The sequence below is a fragment of the Ottowia beijingensis genome, assembly GCF_013423955.1.
In the GTDB taxonomy this organism is placed as follows: domain Bacteria; phylum Pseudomonadota; class Gammaproteobacteria; order Burkholderiales; family Burkholderiaceae_C; genus Ottowia; species Ottowia beijingensis.
Genome location: NZ_JACCKX010000001.1, coordinates 987,553 through 1,004,520, shown reverse-complemented (window position 1 = coordinate 1,004,520; position 16,968 = coordinate 987,553). Strand labels below are relative to the sequence as shown.

The 16,968-nt window shown below is 67.5% G+C and carries 19 protein-coding genes and 3 pseudogenes; 17 read left to right on the top strand and 5 right to left on the bottom strand.

The window, feature by feature from the left end; all coding sequences use genetic code 11:
- Window positions 1-51 precede the first annotated feature (51 nt).
- Window positions 52-795, bottom strand: coding sequence for an IclR family transcriptional regulator domain-containing protein (locus tag H0I39_RS05070; protein ID WP_308645773.1), 744 nt, complete (start codon window positions 793-795; stop codon window positions 52-54).
- Window positions 796-1,064: 269 nt separating this feature from the next.
- Between H0I39_RS05070 and H0I39_RS05065 the strand changes: the two are divergent.
- From H0I39_RS05065 to H0I39_RS05045, 5 genes and pseudogenes are all read left to right on the top strand, one after another.
- Window positions 1,065-1,780 (top strand): annotated as a pseudogene (locus H0I39_RS05065) (3-oxoacid CoA-transferase subunit A).
- A gap of 27 nt (window positions 1,781-1,807) precedes the next feature.
- Complete coding sequence (locus H0I39_RS05060) at window positions 1,808-2,452, top strand: 3-oxoacid CoA-transferase subunit B (RefSeq protein WP_180549783.1); 645 nt, start codon at window positions 1,808-1,810, stop codon at window positions 2,450-2,452.
- Between the two features lie 23 nt (window positions 2,453-2,475).
- Window positions 2,476-3,677 (top strand): annotated as a pseudogene (pcaF, locus tag H0I39_RS05055) (3-oxoadipyl-CoA thiolase).
- Window positions 3,678-3,684: 7 nt separating this feature from the next.
- Window positions 3,685-4,389 carry an SDR family NAD(P)-dependent oxidoreductase gene (locus tag H0I39_RS05050; protein WP_180549782.1) on the top strand — a complete coding sequence of 235 codons (705 nt, stop codon included), beginning with the start codon at window positions 3,685-3,687 and terminating at the stop codon, window positions 4,387-4,389.
- Window positions 4,390-4,528: 139 nt separating this feature from the next.
- Window positions 4,529-5,487 (top strand): annotated as a pseudogene (locus tag H0I39_RS05045) (Bug family tripartite tricarboxylate transporter substrate binding protein).
- 21 nt (window positions 5,488-5,508) lie between these two features.
- Here H0I39_RS05045 and H0I39_RS05040 read toward each other — a convergent pair.
- Window positions 5,509-6,150, bottom strand: a complete 642-nt coding sequence (locus tag H0I39_RS05040) for a trimeric intracellular cation channel family protein (protein WP_180549781.1) — start codon at window positions 6,148-6,150, stop codon at window positions 5,509-5,511.
- Window positions 6,151-6,319: 169 nt separating this feature from the next.
- On the opposite strand from H0I39_RS05040, the gene H0I39_RS05035 reads away from it, so the two are divergent.
- From H0I39_RS05035 to H0I39_RS05025, 3 genes are all read left to right on the top strand, one after another.
- Window positions 6,320-7,072, top strand: coding sequence for a sulfite exporter TauE/SafE family protein (locus H0I39_RS05035; protein WP_180549780.1), 753 nt, complete (start codon window positions 6,320-6,322; stop codon window positions 7,070-7,072).
- A 144-nt stretch (window positions 7,073-7,216) separates the two neighbouring features.
- A complete protein-coding gene (locus tag H0I39_RS05030) occupies window positions 7,217-7,834 on the top strand; it encodes a nucleotide-binding protein (protein ID WP_180549779.1) in 618 nt (205 codons plus the stop codon).
- A gap of 58 nt (window positions 7,835-7,892) precedes the next feature.
- On the top strand, window positions 7,893-8,345 hold the full coding sequence (locus H0I39_RS05025; protein ID WP_180549778.1) for a MaoC family dehydratase: 453 nt from the start codon (window positions 7,893-7,895) through the stop codon (window positions 8,343-8,345).
- Window positions 8,346-8,364: 19 nt separating this feature from the next.
- On the opposite strand, the gene H0I39_RS05020 is transcribed toward H0I39_RS05025, so the two are convergent.
- The 3 genes from H0I39_RS05020 to H0I39_RS05010 all read right to left on the bottom strand — a co-directional run bounded on the left by H0I39_RS05020 (window position 8,365) and on the right by H0I39_RS05010 (window position 10,088).
- A complete protein-coding gene (locus H0I39_RS05020) occupies window positions 8,365-8,688 on the bottom strand; it encodes a hypothetical protein (protein WP_180549777.1) in 324 nt (107 codons plus the stop codon).
- 158 nt (window positions 8,689-8,846) lie between these two features.
- Entirely contained in the window at window positions 8,847-9,314 is a 468-nt protein-coding gene (gene trmL, locus H0I39_RS05015; RefSeq protein ID WP_180549776.1) for a tRNA (uridine(34)/cytosine(34)/5-carboxymethylaminomethyluridine(34)-2'-O)-methyltransferase TrmL, read from the bottom strand.
- 45 nt (window positions 9,315-9,359) lie between these two features.
- Window positions 9,360-10,088, bottom strand: a complete 729-nt coding sequence (locus H0I39_RS05010) for a ComF family protein (RefSeq protein WP_180549775.1) — start codon at window positions 10,086-10,088, stop codon at window positions 9,360-9,362.
- A 386-nt stretch (window positions 10,089-10,474) separates the two neighbouring features.
- On the opposite strand from H0I39_RS05010, the gene H0I39_RS21675 reads away from it, so the two are divergent.
- The 9 genes from H0I39_RS21675 (at window position 10,475) to H0I39_RS04970 (ending at window position 16,913) form a co-directional block, all read left to right on the top strand.
- Window positions 10,475-11,062 (top strand): biotin synthase, encoded by a 588-nt coding sequence (locus H0I39_RS21675; protein ID WP_257645632.1) that lies wholly within the window; start codon window positions 10,475-10,477, stop codon window positions 11,060-11,062.
- A gap of 43 nt (window positions 11,063-11,105) precedes the next feature.
- The gene (locus H0I39_RS05000) at window positions 11,106-11,648 is read left to right on the top strand and encodes a DUF2244 domain-containing protein (protein ID WP_257645631.1); all 543 of its coding nucleotides are present in this window, start codon (window positions 11,106-11,108) and stop codon (window positions 11,646-11,648) included.
- A 43-nt stretch (window positions 11,649-11,691) separates the two neighbouring features.
- The gene (gene coxB, locus H0I39_RS04995) at window positions 11,692-13,065 is read left to right on the top strand and encodes a cytochrome c oxidase subunit II (RefSeq protein ID WP_180549774.1); all 1,374 of its coding nucleotides are present in this window, start codon (window positions 11,692-11,694) and stop codon (window positions 13,063-13,065) included.
- Window positions 13,028-13,279 carry an OmpA family protein gene (locus tag H0I39_RS04990; protein WP_180549773.1) on the top strand — a complete coding sequence of 84 codons (252 nt, stop codon included), beginning with the start codon at window positions 13,028-13,030 and terminating at the stop codon, window positions 13,277-13,279. The genes coxB and H0I39_RS04990 overlap by 38 nt, the downstream gene beginning before the upstream one ends.
- Window positions 13,280-13,304: 25 nt before the next feature.
- The gene (gene ctaD / locus H0I39_RS04985) at window positions 13,305-14,954 is read left to right on the top strand and encodes a cytochrome c oxidase subunit I (RefSeq protein ID WP_180551687.1); all 1,650 of its coding nucleotides are present in this window, start codon (window positions 13,305-13,307) and stop codon (window positions 14,952-14,954) included.
- A 22-nt stretch (window positions 14,955-14,976) separates the two neighbouring features.
- Window positions 14,977-15,090, top strand: coding sequence for a cytochrome oxidase small assembly protein (locus H0I39_RS21670; RefSeq protein ID WP_257645630.1), 114 nt, complete (start codon window positions 14,977-14,979; stop codon window positions 15,088-15,090).
- A gap of 10 nt (window positions 15,091-15,100) precedes the next feature.
- Window positions 15,101-15,712, top strand: coding sequence for a cytochrome c oxidase assembly protein (locus tag H0I39_RS04980; RefSeq protein WP_180549772.1), 612 nt, complete (start codon window positions 15,101-15,103; stop codon window positions 15,710-15,712).
- Window positions 15,709-15,948, top strand: a complete 240-nt coding sequence (locus H0I39_RS04975) for a DUF2970 domain-containing protein (protein ID WP_180549771.1) — start codon at window positions 15,709-15,711, stop codon at window positions 15,946-15,948. Before H0I39_RS04980 ends, H0I39_RS04975 begins: the two co-directional genes overlap by 4 nt.
- Before the next feature lie 83 nt (window positions 15,949-16,031).
- The gene (locus H0I39_RS04970; protein ID WP_180549770.1) at window positions 16,032-16,913 is read left to right on the top strand and encodes a cytochrome c oxidase subunit 3; all 882 of its coding nucleotides are present in this window, start codon (window positions 16,032-16,034) and stop codon (window positions 16,911-16,913) included.
- The last annotated feature ends 55 nt before the right edge of the window (window positions 16,914-16,968 follow it).

Here is a 16,968-nt window from a genome sequence, read left to right as displayed (position 1 = left end):
TGAAACCGGCTTTCACAGGGCGTCAGCAGCTATCTTTTTATGAAAGCTTCCTCAGCGCCCCGCCAGCAGCCCCGAAATCCGCCGGGCCGCCTGCAGCAGCGGCGGCAGGATGTCGGTCTGCATGGCGCGCGCGTTGGTGCGGTTGGCCTGGCCGCTGACGTTGATGGCGGCCAGCACCTGGCCGGCGCGGCCGGTGATGGGCGCGGCCACCGAGATCAGGCCTTCTTCCAGCTCCTGGTCTACCAGCGCCCAGCCCTGCGCGCGCACCTGCGCGATCACGGCCATGAGCGCCGTCAGGTCGGTGATCGTGCGGCGCGTGTGCGCGGCGATGGGGCTGGCCTGCAGCAGGGCCCGCGCCTCGCCCTCGGGCAGCGCGGCCAGCAGCACGCGGCCCATCGAGGTGCACCAGGCCGGCAGGCGCGAGCCGGGCACCAGGCTCACGCTCATGATCTTGTGCGTGGCCACGCGCTGCACGTAAACCACGTCGGTGCCTTCCAGCACGGCGATGGAGCTGGACTCCTGCACCTGGGTCGACAGGTCCTCCATCACCGGCTCGGCCAGGTTCCAGATCGGCATCGACGACAGGTAGGCAAAGCCCAGGTCCAGGATGCGCGGCGTCAGGCGGAACAGTTTGCCGTCGCTGTGCACATAGCCCAGCGTTTGCAGCGTGAGCAGGATGCGCCGCGCACCCGCACGCGTGAGGCCGGTGCGCGCGGCCACTTCCGACAGCGTCTGCTGCGGCGCGCTGGCGTTGAAGGAGCGGATCACCTCCAGCCCGCGCGCGAAGGACTGCACGTAGCTGTCGCCGGGGCGCGGCGCCTCCGTCGCGGGCGCGACAGCGTGCGCCGGGTGGCCGGGGATTCGGTGGGGTGGGCGGGCTTCACAAAGGCCTCCAGACCTCTACAATTCATTCATTATACGAACAAGTGTTCGTAATAAGAACAAATTTCGAGATCGAGTTTGCCTTGGCCGGCGTGGATGCCGGCGCAGCTCGATCGTCCGACGTGTTTCGGCGGGCGCGCTGGGCATCTGCCAGCGCACCGCCTGTCCCAGGAGACCTTTCCATGATCAACAAGATCGCCGCCTCGGTGGCCGAGGCACTGGCCGATGTCAAGGATGGCTCGACCGTGCTCGTCGGCGGTTTCGGCACCGCCGGCCTGCCCAACGAACTGGTCGACGGCCTGATCGAACAGGGCGCCACCGACCTCACCATCGTCTGCAACAACGCCGGCAACGGCGACCACGGCATCGCCGCGCTGCTCAAGGCCGGGCGCGTGCGTAAGGTCATCTGCAGCTTTCCGCGCCAGGCCGACAGCTACGTGTTCGACGAGCTGTACCGTGCCAAAAAGTGGAGTTGGAACTGGTGCCGCAGGGCAACCTGGCCGAGCGCATGCGCGCTGCCGGCGCCGGCGTGGGTGCCTTCTTCACGCCCACCGGCTACGGCACCGAACTGGCGCTGAACGCCGACGGCAGCCCCAAGGAAACGCGCCGCATCAACGGCCGCGACTACGTGCTCGAGTACCCCATCCACGGCGACGTGGCGCTGGTCAAGGCCGAGCGCGGCGACCGCTGGGGCAACCTGAATTACCGCATGGCCGCGCGCAACTTCGGCCCCGTGGTGGCCATGGCGGCCCAATTCACCGTGGCCAGCGTGCACGAGGTGGTGGAGCTGGGCCAGCTGGACCCCGAGAGCGTCGTCACGCCCGGCATCTTCGTCAGCAAGATCGTCAAGGTGCCGCGCCAGGCGACGATGGCGGGCGGCTTCAAGGCCGCGGCCTGATCGGCATCCGGCGCAAGGAGAACAAGCGTGAAAAGCTATCAGAAACGAAGCAAAGACGAGCTGGCCCGGCGCGTGGCGCAGGACATCGAAGACGGCTCGTACGTCAACCTCGGCATTGGCCAGCCCACCCTGGTCGCCAACCACATCCCTGAAGGGCGCGAGGTCATCCTGCACAGCGAGAACGGCATCCTGGGCATGGGCCCGGCGCCGGCGGCGGGCAGCGAGGACTACGACCTCATCAACGCCGGCAAGCAGCCCGTCACGCTGCTGCCGGGCGGCGTGTTCTTTCACCACGCCGACAGCTTTGCCATGATGCGCGGCGGCCACCTGGACGTGTGCGTGCTGGGCGCGTTTCAGGTCTCGGTCACGGGTGACCTGGCCAACTGGAGCACCGGCGAGCCCGGTGCCATCCCCGCGGTGGGCGGCGCCATGGACCTGGCCGTGGGCGCCCGGCAGACCTGGGTGATGATGGACCTGCTGACCAAGAAGGGCGAGAGCAAGATCGTCGCCCAGTGCACCTACCCGCTGACGGCCATCGCCTGCGTCAAGCGCATTTACACTGATTTGGCGACCTTCGAATGCACGCCGCAGGGGCTGCGCCTGATCGATGCCGTGGACGGCCTGCCGTTCGACGAACTGCAGCGCCTGGTCGGCCAGCCCATCGCCCGGTAAACCGTTTTTCTTCAGGAGACACCATGAAACAAGCCTTCATCGTCGACGCCATCCGCACGCCCATCGGGCGTTACGGCGGCGCCCTCAGCAGCGTGCGCACCGACGACCTGGGCGCCGTCCCGCTCAAGGCGCTGATAGCACGCAACCCCAAGGTCGACTGGGGTGCGCTCACCGACGTGCTCTACGGCTGCGCCAACCAGGCCGGCGAGGACAACCGCAACGTGGCCCACATGAGCAGCCTGCTGGCCGGCCTGCCGGTGGAAGTGCCGGGCGCCACCATCAACCGCCTGTGCGGCTCCGGTCTGGATGCCCTGGGCACCGCAGCGCGCGCCATCAAAGCGGAAGAAGCTACTCTGATGATAGCGGGCGGCGTGGAGAGCATGAGCCGCGCCCCTTCGTGATGCCCAAAGCCGAAAGCGCCTTCAGCCGCGCCAACGCTGTGTACGACACCACCATCGGCTGGCGCTTCATCAACAAGCTGATGAAGGAAAAGTACGGCGTCGACTCGATGCCCGAGACGGCCGAGAACGTGGCCGTGGATTACAAGATCGAGCGTGAGGCGCAAGACAGGATGGCCCTGTCCAGCCAGCTCAAGGCCGTGGCGGCGCAGAAGGCCGGCCACCTGGCGCGCGAGATCACGCCGGTGACGATTCCGCAGCGCAAGGGTGATCCGGTGGTGGTCGACACCGACGAGCACCCGCGCGAGACCAGCCTGGAAAAGCTGGCCTCGCTCAAGGGCGTGGTCAAGCCCGATGGCACGGTGACGGCCGGCAACGCCAGCGGCGTGAACGACGGCTCGTGCGCGCTGCTGCTGGCCGACGAGGCCACCGCCGGCAAGTACGGCCTGACGCCGAAGGCGCGCGTGGTCGGCATGGCCACCGCCGGCGTGCCGCCGCGCGTGATGGGCATCGGCCCCGCGCCTGCCACCGAGAAGGTGCTGCAGCTGACCGGCCTCAAGCTCGATCAGATCGACGTCATCGAACTCAACGAAGCCTTTGCCGCGCAAGGCCTGGCCGTGTTGCGCATGCTGGGTCTGAAGGACGACGACGAGCGCGTCAACGCCTGGGGCGGCGCCATCGCACTGGGCCACCCGCTGGGTGCCAGCGGCGCCCGCCTGGCCACCACGGCGGTCAACCGTCTGCACGCCACGGGCGGCCGCTATGCGCTGTGCACCATGTGCATCGGCGTGGGGCAGGGTATCGCGCTGATTCTGGAAAAGGTCTGATCGCCGGATGACGACACCCGAGCGCGTGCTCATCACCGGCGGCGCCAGCGGCATCGGCGCGGCCACGGCCGCGCGCTGCCGCGCCGAGGGCTGGGAGCCGGTCATCATTGATCGCGTGGGCAACGGCATTCGTGCCGACCTGTCCAGCCCCGACGACACCGCCCGCGCACTGGCCGAGGCCTTGGCCGGCGGCCCCATCACGCGCCTCGTTAACAACGTCGGTGTGGTGGTGCCCAATGATGCCGAGCACCAGACGCTGGCCGAGTTCGACCTCGCGCTGTCGCTCAACCTGCGCTGTGCCTTCCAGTGCATGCAGGCGTTGCTTCCGGGCATGAAGGCGGCGGGCTTTGGGCGCATTGTCAACATGTCCTCGCGCGCCGCGCTGGGCAAGGAACTGCGCACCGCCTACAGCGCCACCAAGGCCGGCCTGATCGGCATGACCCGCGTATGGGCGCTGGAGTTGGGCGCGCACGGCATCACCGCCAACGCCATCGGCCCGGGGCCGATCCGCACCGAACTGTTCGACAAGGCCAACCCGCCCGGCGCGCCGCGCACGCAGGCCATCATCGATGCCGTGCCCGTGAAGCGCGTGGGCACGCCCGAGGACGTGGCGCACGCCGCGGCCTTCCTGCTCGACGCACGCAGCGGCTTCGTCACCGGGCAGGTGCTGTACGTGTGCGGCGGCATGACCGTGGGCGTGGCCGGTGTTTGAGAAATTTGCTCACTTATGAATAGCTTCCAGCGCCCGACCCATAAGCGCTGGAGCCTGTTTTGGCTTGAAATTTTTCGTCGCAACCGCTGAACCTGAAAGGAACCGACATGACCTCCACCAACTTCCCCGCCGCCGCGCACTGGCCGTGGCCGCCACCCTGGCTGTGGCCGCCACACTGCCCGGCATGGCGCTGGCCCAGGCCTACCCCACCAAGGCCATCACCATGGTCGTGCCGTTCTCGGCCGGCGGCACCACCGACATCCTGGCGCGCATCGTCGGCAAGGCGCTGGAGGGCGAACTGGGCCAGCCCGTGGTGATCGACAACAAGGCCGGCGCCGGCGGCAACATCGGCGCGCAGCAGGCCGCCCGCGCCAAGCCCGACGGCTACACGCTGTTCATGGGCACGGTGGGCACGCACGGCATCAACGAGTCGCTCTACAGGAAGCTGCCCTACAGCCCGCTGGGCGACTTCCAGCCCATCACGCGCGTGGCCATGGTGCCCAACCTGCTGGTGGCGCACCCTCGCGCCCCTACAAGACGGTGAAGGAGCTGATCGACTACGCGCAGAAGAACCCGGGCAAGGTGAACTACGCCTCATCGGGCAGCGGCACCTCGATCCACCTGTCGGGCGAGCTGTTCAAGAGCATGGCCAAGGTGGACATGATGCACGTGCCCTACAAGGGCAGCGCACCCGCCGTGGCCGACCTGCTGGGCGGCCAGACCGACATCATGTTCGACAACATGCCCTCGGCCTTCCAGCACGTGAAGGCGGGCAAGCTGCGCGCCATCGCCGTCACCACCGACAAGCGCTACCCCGAACTGCCCGACGTGCCCACCATCGCCGAAGCCGGCGTGCCGGGCTACAACGCCACCTCGTGGTTCGGCCTGTTCACCAACCGCAAGGTGCCGGCCGACGTGCTGGCCAAGCTGAACGACGCCATGGTGAAGATCCTGGCCAAGCCCGAAGTGATCAAGCAGATGGCCGAGCAGGGCGCCGTGGCGCACCCTGAGAAGCCGGCCGAGTTCGAGGCCTTCATCAAGGCCGAGACCGCCAAGTGGGGCCCGGTGGTCAAGCAGTCGGGCGCCACGGTCGACTGAGGCGGCGCGCGGGCGGGGCGCTCAGCCGTTGCGCCAGTCGGGCAGCCGCCAGTCGAACTTCAGCGCCAGCAGGCGCAGGCCCGTGGTGGTGGCGATGCTGGCCAGCGCCACCACCCAGCCGGCCCAGTCCAGCCATTCGCCGAAGATGTACATCCAGCCGCCCATGAAGCCGCACACGGCGTAGGGGCGGTGGTCGGCAAAGGCGGTGGGCATCTCGTTGCAGGCGATGTCGCGCATCACGCCGCCGAACACGCCGGTCACCACGCCCATCATCACCGCCACCACCACCGGCAGCTGCGCCACCAGCGCCGACTGCACGCCGCTGGCCACGAACAGGCCCAGCCCCAGCGCGTCGGCCAGCTGGATGGCCTTGTCGCCCACGTGCAGGCGGCCCAGCCGCAGCAGCACCAGTGACACCGCGCACAGGGCGATCACCAGCCACAGCATCTCGACCTCGGCCACCCAGAAGAAGGGGCGGCGGTCCAGCAGCACGTCGCGCAGCGTGCCGCCGCCGAAGGCGGCCAGAAAGCCCAGCACCGAGATGCCGAAAATGTCCATGCGCTTGCGCACGCCGGCCAGGATGCCCGACAGCGCGAAGGCCACCGTGCCGATCACTTCCACGGTGTAGCGCGCCGTGGGCCCCCAGGTCGAGAAGTCGTACATGCGGCAGATTATCGGCCCGGTGCGCCGCCGGCCGGCCGCGCCCGGCAGCGCGGGCCCCGTTAAAGTGCCCGCTTTCACACGATGCCGCAGGCGTTGGCATGCATCCGGTTTGCTTCTATATTGATAGCTTGCAGCGTTTGATGGATAAGCGTTTCAGCGCGATTTGATCATGAACCCCATCACCGACTGGACGTTCTACGCCGTGGCCGTGCCAGCGGTGCTGCTGCTGGGCATCAGCAAGAGCGGCTTTGGCGCCGGCTTCGGCTCGCTGGCGGTACCGATGATGGCGCTGGTGGTCACAGTGCCGCAGGCCGCGGCCATCCTGATGCCGGTGCTGCTGGTGATGGACCTGCTGGGCATCGCCGCCTTCCGCAAGGATTTCGACCGCCGGCTGCTGGCGTTCCTGCTGCCCTGGGGCTTGCTGGGCATCGTGGTCGGCACGCTGTCATTCCGCCTGCTGCAGCCGCAGTGGGTGGCGGGCATCGTGGGCGTGTTCACGCTGCTGTTTCTGGCGCAGCGGCTGCTGTTTCCGCCGCGGGCCGACGGCGCGCCACCGCCGCGTTGGGTGGGTGCGCTGCTGACGGCCACCTCGGGCTTCACCAGCTTTGTGGCGCACGCGGGCGGGCCGCCCATCAATGCCTACGTGATTCCGCTGCGGCTGTCGCCGGTGGTGTTCACCGGCACCATGGCGTTCTTCTTCTTCGTCATCAACCTGGCCAAGTGGCTGCCCTACGCCTGGCTGGGCCTGCTGGACTGGCGCAACCTGGCCACCTCGCTGGTGCTGTTGCCGCTGGCGCCGCTGGGCGTGTGGATCGGCGTGCGCATCGCGCGGCGCATCGACCAGAAGCTGTTCTACCGCTTCATCTACGCGGGCATGCTGCTGACGGGGCTGAAGCTGGTGTGGGATGCGCTGGCGCTCTGAGTTGCTACCATAAAAATAGCTGCTTGCGCTTGCTGTGTAAGCGCTGGAGGCCGATTTTGCTCATATTTCGTGCGTCACCGCAGGCGGTCATGCACACCCGGTAACATCGGTGCCCGACACAACGCAGCTTGAAAGGATGACGTCATGCCGGTGGTGGTGATCGCGAACCCCAAGGGCGGCGTGGGCAAGTCCACGCTGGCCACCAACGTGGCGGGTTACTACGCCAGCCGCGGCCACGCCGTGATGCTGGGCGACGTCGATCGGCAGCAGTCGGCACGCCTGTGGCTGGGCCTGCGGCCCGAGGCCGCGCGCCCCATCAGCACCTGGGACGTGCAGCGCGACTTCATCGTGCGCCCGCCCAAGGGCACCACGCATGTCGTGCTCGACACGCCCGCCGGCCTGCACGGCAGCAAGCTGAAGGAGGTGCTGCGCATCGCCGACAAGGTGCTGGTGCCGCTGCAGCCCAGCATCTTCGACATCTACGCCACGCGCGAATTCGTCGACCACCTGGTGGAGGCCAAGGGCGCCGACAAGCGCGACATCGGCCTGGTCGGCATGCGGGTGGACGAGCGCACCATCGCCGCCGACCAGCTGCGCCAGTTCACCGAGGGGCTGGGCCTGCCGGTGCTGGCCACCCTGCGGCCGACGCAGAACTACGTCTATCTGGCGGCACGCGGGCTGACCATCTTCGACGTCGCGCCCGGCCGCGTGCAGCGCGACCTGGCGCAATGGCTGGGCATCTGCCAATGGCTCGAGCAGTGACATGACGCCAGTCACGCGGCGGACAGCCGTGCGCTGCCCGGCGCGCTAGATTGCGCGCATGAAAACCTTCGACACCCTCGACGAACTGGCGGCCCTGGCGGGCCAGGAAATCACCGTCACCGACTGGCACCAGGTGACGCAGCAGCACATCAACCAGTTTGCCGACGCCACCGGCGACCACCAGTGGATCCACGTCGATGCCGAACGCGCCAAGGCCGGGCCCTTCGGCGCCACCATCGCGCACGGCTACCTCACGCTGTCGCTGCTGGCCGGCTTCTTCGACCGCGCGCTCAAGGTGAAGAACGTGCGCATGGGCATCAACTACGGGCTGAACAAGGTGCGCTTCATGGCGCCGGTGCCGGTGAACAGCCGGCTGCGCGTGCGCATCGAGCTGATGGAGGCCACGCCCATCGAGGGCGGCATGCAGATGGCCTGGAAGTGCACCATCGAGCGCGAGGGCGAAGCCAAGCCGGTGTGCGTGGCCGAATCGCTGTCGCGCTCCTATACCTGAAGCGCGCCGCGCCAGGCGCTCAGGTGGCGCGCTGCCTGGCGGGCAGCAGGCCGTCGAACAGCGGCGCCAGGCGCTCGACGCGGCGCATGGCCTCGGGCTGGCCGAATTCGTCGGCCACGGCCTGGTAGATCTCGGCCCGCAGCAGCCACAGCTGCATCACGCTGCTGGCGCCGTCCAGGTGGGCGCGCACGCGGCGCGCCACGCGCAGCTCGCAATCCAGCACCTGCTCGCCCATCACGCGGCGAATGCGCGCCAGATCGGCCAGCGTGGCCGGGCGCGGCCCGGTGAAGCGCCGGCCGACGTTCAACGCGGCCTGGGCCAGGGGACGAAGGGTCTGCATCATGGTTGGGGTGGTCGCATGGGGCGGCCTTGTGGGCCGCATCAGGAAACTGGAAGCGGCAGGGTGGCGCCGACACGGGTGTGCTTTTCAGTGTAGCGGCGTGTTACAAAAGATCAACCGCGGCCGCACCGCGCTGCAGCCAAAAAGCACGCTTGGGCGCATCAGCTGCCGGCAAAGCCGTTCTGCCGCCAGGCTTCGAAGACCACCACCGCCACCGCGTTGGACAGGTTCAGGCTGCGCTGGCCGGCGCGCATGGCCAGGCGCAGCTGCTGCGCCGGCGGCACGTGCGCGCGCACGGCGGGCGGCAGGCCGCGCGTTTCGGCACCGAACACCAGCCAGTCGCCAGGCTGAAACGCCACGTTGTGCACGGCGCGCGTGCCACGCGTGGTGAGGGCGAACAGGCGCGCGGGCGCGGGGCATTCGGCCGTGATGAAGGCCGGCCAGCCGGCATGGCGGCGCAGCGTGGCGTACTCGTGGTAATCGAGCCCGGCGCGGCGCAGGTGCTTGTCGTCCATCGAAAAGCCCAGCGGCTCGATCAGGTGCAGCGTGCAGCCGGTGTTGGCCGCCAGGCGGATGACGTTGCCGGTGTTGGGCGGAATCTCGGGCTCGACCAGGACGATGTGGAACATGGGGCGCGATTGTGCGCGCGGTTGCGTGGTGTTTTGTGCGCGGTGTCAGTTTCGCGCCGGCTCGTCGGTGCGGGCCAGCACCAGCACGGTCACCTGCGCCGCGCCTGCCGCCCGCAAGGCCGCGGCCGCTTCACGCACGCTGGCGCCGGTGGTCATCACGTCGTCGACCAGCACCACGCGGCGGCCCTGCAGCGCCTGCGCGCGCAAGGGATCGACCTGGAACGCCCCGCGCACATTCTTCAGCCGCTGCGCGCGTGGCAGGCTGCGTTGCGGCGGCGTGTCGCGCGTGCGCAGCAACAGGTCGGCCCGCGTGCGGCTGCGCGCCAGGCGCCGCGCCAGCAGCAGCGCCGGGTTGTAGCCGCGCTGGCCCAGGCGCGCGGCAGACATCGGCATGGGGAGCACGTGCTCGGCGGCGTCGAGCGCATCGCGCACGCCGGGTGCGGCCAGCATCAGCCGCGCGAAGGGGCGGGTCAGACCCACGTCGCCCTCGAACTTCCAGTGACCCAGGCACATCGACCATGGCCAGGCGTAGGGCAGGGCGGCGAGGCACTGCGCCATGGGTGGCGGATCGCGCAGGCAGGCACCGCAGATGGGCACTCCCGGCGGCACGGGCAGCGCGCAGGTGGTGCAGCGCGGCACCATCGGCGCGAACCGTGTCACGCAGTCCGCGCACAGCGTGCTGGCCGGCCAGGCGCGGCACACCATGCACTGGCTGGGCCAGTGCGCCGCAGCTTGGTGCGGCCCAGAGGGGCGGTTCAGCAGGCGAGTGAACATGGGCTCGAACAAGCGATGGCGTGCGGGGCCCGGTAAATATACTGCCCGCTCATGGCCACCGACCGCAGCCACCTTCCGCCCAGCATCGACCCCGTGGCCGCCCGCCGCTGGGCCGGGCGCCCGCATGCCGCCTCGCCCTGGCTTCACGAGGAGGTGGCGCGCCGCATGGCCGAACGGCTGGGCGTGATCCGCCTGCCGGTGCAGGCCTGGGCGCACTGGGAGCCCGTGCGAGGTGGTCTGGCGGGGCACGATCTGGTGGCGGCGCATTACCCGGGTTCCAGGTGTTTTCGGGTGTTTGACGGCTTGCAGCAAGCGCCAGATGCTACAAAAAAGAAGCAACCGGCTGGTGGCGCAAGCTGGTGGGGGCACGCGCCAGCGAAGAAGCCGTGGCGCGTCCGCCTGAGGCCTCGGTGCAACTGGTGTGGGCCAACATGCTGGCGCACCACGCGGCCGATCCGGCGGCGCTGCTGGCCGACTGGCACCGTGCGCTGGCGGTGGATGGCTTCGTGATGTTCTCCTGTCTCGGCCCGGACACGTTGAAGGAATTGCGTGGCCTGTACGCCCGCCTCGGCTGGCCGCCGCCGGCGCACGAATTCACCGACATGCACGATTGGGGCGACCAGCTGGTGGCGGCAGGCTTTGCCGAGCCGGTGATGGACATGGAACTCATCACGCTCACCTTCGCCTCGCCGCAGCGCCTGCTGGCCGAGCTGCGCGAGCTGGGCCGCAACCTGCACGTCGGCCGTTTTGGTGCCCTGCGCTCGCATGGCTGGCGCCAGCGGCTGGAGGCCGCGATGGACGAGCAACTGCGGGCGCCGGGCAGCGGCGAGCCGCTGTCGCTGAGCTTCGAGGTCATCTACGGCCACGCCGTGAAAGCGCCACCCAGGCACAGCGTGAAAGACGAAACCGCGATCGGACTCGACGAAATGCGGGCAACGTTGCGGCAACGCAATAGGAATCAGCGCTCTCTTTGAGGTTTATCAAAGACCTTCGCCCACTCGGGTAAACTGCCCCCACTTGCGCGAGGCGTTGGTGCTTAGCGTAAATCCGGAGGGTGTTGCCTTGCAGGAAGCGTCAGCATATCGGCTGGCCCGCGTCAGCGATCAAGCGGTGGCGTGGCACCTCAGGCGCAACTGCAGTGTCACGCCGCGCCAGCTGGGCGGCATCTATGCAGGCCTGTGCCTGATGTCGCTCGGCATCGCGATCGGCTTCTGGTGGCTGGGCGCCAAGCTGGTGCTGGGGTTCGCAGGGCTGGAACTGCTGGCGGTCGGCGCCGCGTTTCTGGCCTATGCACGGCACGCGGCCGATGGCGAGACGGTATCGCTGCAAGGCGGCCGTCTGGTGGTGGAGAGGGAATACGCCGGCAGGCGTGAGAAGGTGGAGTTCGGCTGTGCGCATGTCCGCATCGCGCCGCTGACGAGCGAGCAGAACCTGATCGAGGTGATGGCGCACGGACAGCGGCTGGACATCGGGCGTCACGTGCGGCCGGAGTGGCGGCCAGTGCTGGCCGGGGAGATGCGCAGGGCCTTGGATGCGGCAGGTTCGCAACCACTGCGCTGATCGGGAAGTGAATATGGTTGAGGCGGTAAACAACGTGGGCACGATGAAAAGCATTGCAAACAAGCTGTCCGGCGTGCCGGGCCAGGTGGCCATCTGGAGTGCGGCGTGGATGGCTTCCACCGCGGCACACGCGGCCCGGGTGAACGATCTTCCGGGCGGGCCGGCGGTCAATCAGCTCAACCTTCATCCGCCGGTCACCAAGATCGCCGAAGCGCAGCACGGCCTGCACTGGATGCTGCTGATCATCTGCACCGTCATCTTCATCCTGGTCTTCGGGGTGATGTTCTATTCCATCTGGAAGCACCGCAAGTCGCAGGGTGCCAAGGCGGCCACCTTCCACGAATCGGTCGCGGTCGAGGTGGCCTGGACCGTGGTGCCGTTCCTGATCGTCATCGGCATGGCGCTGCCGGCCACCAAGGTGGTGGTGGCGCAGAAGGACACCACCAACGCCGATCTCACCATCAAGGCCACGGGCTACCAGTGGAAGTGGGGCTACGACTACATCAACGGCGAGGGCGCGGGCATCGGCTTTTTGTCCACACTGGATTCGTCGCAGCGCGCGCTGTCGGACGCCGGCATGCCCCAGGGCGACGACTACCTGCTGCGCGTCGACAACCCGCTGGTGGTGCCGGTCGGCAAGAAGATCCGCATCATCACCACGGCCAACGACGTGATCCACGCCTGGATGGTGCCGGCCTTCGGCGTCAAGCAGGACGCGATTCCGGGCTTCGTGCGCGACACCTGGTTCCGCGCCGAGCAGACCGGCGATTTCTACGGCCAGTGCGCCGAACTGTGCGGCAAGGAACACGCCTACATGCCCATCCACGTGAAGGTGCTGCCGCAGAATGAATACACCGCCTGGGTCGAGGAGCAGAACAAGCGCATGGCCGCGCTGGCCGACGACCCCAACAAGGTCTGGACCCTGCCTGAACTGGTCGCGAGGGGCCAGAAGGTGTATGCCGCCAACTGCGCTGCCTGCCACCTGGAAAACGGCAAGGGCGGCGGTGCCATCAAGCCGTTGGACGGCAGCCAGGTCGTGCTGCACGATCCTGCCGAGCAGATGCGCGTGCTGCTGAACGGCCGCCTGAACGGCGCCATGCCGTCGTGGAAGCAGCTGTCCGACGTCGAGCTGGCAGCGGTGGCCACCTACAGCAAGAACCACTGGACCAACCAGACCGGCAAGATGATCCAGCCGTCGGACTTCGCTGCGGCGCGCGCCGGCAAGTTCCCCGAAGGTGGCGGCACGGCGGCGACCGCGGCACCGGCGGCTGCGCCGGCTGCCTCGGCACCCACGACGGCGGCAGCGGCGCCCGCCGGCATGCCGTTCCAGGTGTTCTTCGCCACCGGCGAGCGCTCTCGACGGCGAGGCCAGCACCACGTTGAAGGCCGCGGTCGATTATCTGCAGGCCCATCCTGAAGTGAAGGTGGCGCTGTCCGGCTTCGTCGACTCGACCGGCAACGCGGACGTCAATGCCGAACTCGCCAAGAACCGTGCCCAGGCCGTGCGCGATGCGCTGCAGGCCGGCGGCATTGCGGCCGAGCGCATCGAGCTGCGCAAGCCCGAAGTGATCACCGCCGGCCAGGGCTCCGACCAGGCCGCCCGCCGCGTCGACATCGGCGCCGCCGGCTGAAGCCGCCCACCAAGTTCAGAGATTTATCCGGAGAGTCCTCCATGAGCGCCGTTCTTCCCACCCCCACACCGGTCACGCCGACCACGCGCACGACGACCACCATCACCACGCGCCGACCGGCTGGCGCCGCTGGGTGTTCGCCACCAACCACAAGGACATCGGCACGCTGTACCTGCTGTTCTCGTTCACCATGTTGATGATCGGCGGCGTGCTGGCCCTGCTGATCCGGGCCGAGCTGTTCCAGCCCGGCCTGCAGCTGGTCAACCCCGAGCTGTTCAACCAGCTCACCACCATGCACGGGCTGATCATGGTGTTCGGCGCCATCATGCCGGCCTTCGTGGGCTTCGCCAACTGGATGATTCCGCTGCAGATCGGCGCCAGCGACATGGCCTTCGCGCGCATGAACAACTTCAGCTTCTGGCTGCTGATCCCGGCCGGCATCATGCTGGTGGGCTCGTTCTTCATGCCCGGTGGCGCGCCGGCCGCGGGCTGGACGCTGTACGCCCCGCTGACGCTGCAGATGGGCCTGTCGATGGACACCAGCATCTTCGCCATGCACATCATGGGCGCCAGCTCCATCATGGGCGCCATCAACATCATCGTCACCATCCTGAACATGCGCGCCCCCGGCATGACGCTGATGAAGATGCCCATGTTCTGCTGGACCTGGCTGATCACGGCCTATCTGCTGATCGCCGTCATGCCCGTGCTGGCCGGCGCCATCACCATGACGCTGACCGACCGCCACTTCGGCACCAGCTTCTTCAACCCCGCCGGCGGTGGCGACCCGATCATGTACCAGCACATCTTCTGGTTCTTCGGCCACCCCGAGGTCTACATCATGATCCTGCCGGCCTTCGGCATCATCAGCCAAGTGGTGCCGGCGTTCGCGCGCAAGAAGCTGTTCGGCTACGCCTCCATGGTGTATGCGGTGGCGGCCATCGCCATCCTGTCGTTCATCGTCTGGGCGCACCACATGTTCACCACCGGCATGCCGGTGACGGGCCAGCTGTTCTTCATGTACGCCACCATGCTGATCGCCGTGCCGACGGCCGTGAAGATCTTCAACTGGATCGCCACCATGTGGCGCGGCTCGATGACCTTCGAGACCCCGATGCTGTTCGCCGTTGGCTTCATCTTCGTGTTCGCCATCGGCGGCTTCACCGGCGTGATCCCTGCCGTGGCCCCGATCGACACCCAGATCCAGGACACCTACTACATCGTCGCCCACTTCCACTACGTGCTGGTGGCCGGCTCGCTGTTCGCGCTGTTCTCCGGTTTCTACTACTGGGCGCCCAAGTGGACCGGCGTGATGTACAACGAAGCGCGCGGCAAGATCCACTTCTGGTGGTCGATGATCGCGTTCAACGTGACCTTCTTCCCGATGCACTTCCTGGGCCTGGCGGGCATGCCGCGCCGTTACGCCGACTACCCCATGCAGTTCGCCGACTTCAACATGATCGCGTCGATCGGCTCGTTCTTCTTCGGCTTCGCGCAGGTGTATTTCTTCCTGTTCGTGGTGCTGCCCGCCATGCGCGGCCAGGGCCAGCCGGCGCCCCAGCGCCCGTGGGAAGGCGCCGAGGGCCTGGAATGGGAAGTGCCGTCGCCGGCGCCCTTCCATACCTACGAGAACCCGCCCAAGCTGGACGCCACGGCGACCCGCGTGATCGGCTGATGTGGTTCATGGTGCCAAGACGATGACCACTTCGGAACAACGCAAGCGCAACGTCCGTCTGGGGCTGATCCTGGGGTCGGTGGCGCTGGTGTTCTTCATCGGCTTCATCGTCCGCATGCTGGTGCTGGGCGGCTGAGGGGCAGGCGATGCGGTTGCGCACTGAAAACCTCAGGATGGTGGGCAAGCTCAGCGTGGTGGCGCTGGGCATGTTCGCCTTCGGCTACGCCATGATTCCGCTTTACCGCGCCATCTGCGAGGCCACCGGCATCAACATCCTGTCGTTGTCCGAGCGCCAGGTGCCCGGCGGCGGCAAGGCCGGCAAGGCGGCGCAGGTGCTGCTCAACAGCCAGGTCGACGAAAGCCGCACCATCACCGTCGAGTTCGATGCCAACGTGCGCGGGCCCTGGCACTTCAAGCCAGCGCAGCGGTCGATCCAGGTGCATCCGGGCGAACTGGCCACCGTGATGTACGAATTCCAGAACGTGCAGAACCGGCGCATGGCCGCGCAGGCCATTCCCAGCTATGCACCGCGCCAGGCCACGGCGCACTTCAACAAGCTGGAGTGCTTCTGCTTCAACCAGTACACGCTGGAGCCGGGCGAGAAGAAGGAGTGGCCGGTGGCGTTCGTGATCGATCCGCGCATCTCCAAGGATGTGACGACCATCACGCTGTCCTACACCTTCTTCGAGGTCGGCGGGCAGACGCCTGCGGCCCCCGAGACCCGTGCGGCCGCGACACCAGCTGGAGCCGGCGCATGACCGATCAGCGCCCCGCCGTGCCGACGCAGCCGCCCAGGAGTTCGTTCTGGCGTTCGATGCGCATCGTGGCCTGGGGCTTCCTGGGCATCCGCAAGCGCAGCGAATACCAGCAGGACCTGGCGCAGGTGAACCCGTTCCACATCGTCCTGGCGGGCATCGTGGGCGTGCTGTTGCTGGTGCTGCTGTTGCTGGGCATCGTCAACTGGGTGGTTTCCGGTGCCACGCCGGCGGTTTGAGAATTTTGAATGAAAATGGCCTTGAGGCCAATCCAGATAAGCGCGAAAAGCTACAAAATTGAGAGTACAGGAGTGAAGTGAACATGTCCAGCACGACCCACGGCCACACGCCGTATTACTTTGTTCCGGCGGAGTCGCGTCATCCGGTGATGGCGGCCATCGGGCTGTTCTTCCTGATCGTCGGTGCCGGCATGTGGATGAACGGCGCGGTGTGGGCGCCGTACGCCTTCTTCCTGGGGCTGGTCTGGTGGCTGTTTGTGCTCTACCAGTGGTTTGGCGATGCGATCCGCGAAAGCGAAGGCGGCCTGTACGGTCGCAAGATCGACTTGTCGTACCGCTGGAGCATGAGCTGGTTCATCTTCTCCGAGGTGATGTTCTTCGGCGCCTTCTTCACCGCGCTGTGGTGGGCGCGCGCGCACTCGGTGCCGGCGCTGGGCAGCCTCGACAACGCCCTGCTGTGGCCCGACTTCAAGGCCGTGTGGCCCAGCGTGGCCGCCGGCGCCACCGCGTCGCCCGCCGGCATCGTCGAGCCGTTCCAGACCATGGGGCCGTTCTGGCTGCCCACCATCAACACCGCGCTGCTGCTGACCTCGGGCGTGACGCTGACCATCGCCCACCACGCCCTGCTGGCCAACAACCGCGCCCGCTGCATCGCCTTCATGTGGATGACGGTGCTGCTGGGCCTGATCTTCCTGTTCGTGCAGGGCTACGAGTACATGCACGCCTACCGCGACCTGAACCTCAAGCTCAGCTCGGGCGTGTACGGCTCCACCTTCTTCATGCTGACGGGCTTTCACGGCTTCCACGTGCTGGTCGGGATGCTGATGCTGTTCTTCATCACGCTGCGCCTGATGAAGGGCCACTTCACGCCGCAGCGCCACTTCGGCTTCGAAGGGGCTGCGTGGTACTGGCACTTCGTGGACGTGGTGTGGCTGGGCCTGTATATCCTGGTGTACTGGATGTAAGGCGACACACCCGATCAAACAAAAAGAGCGCCCCTGGCGCTCTTTTTGCTGGTTC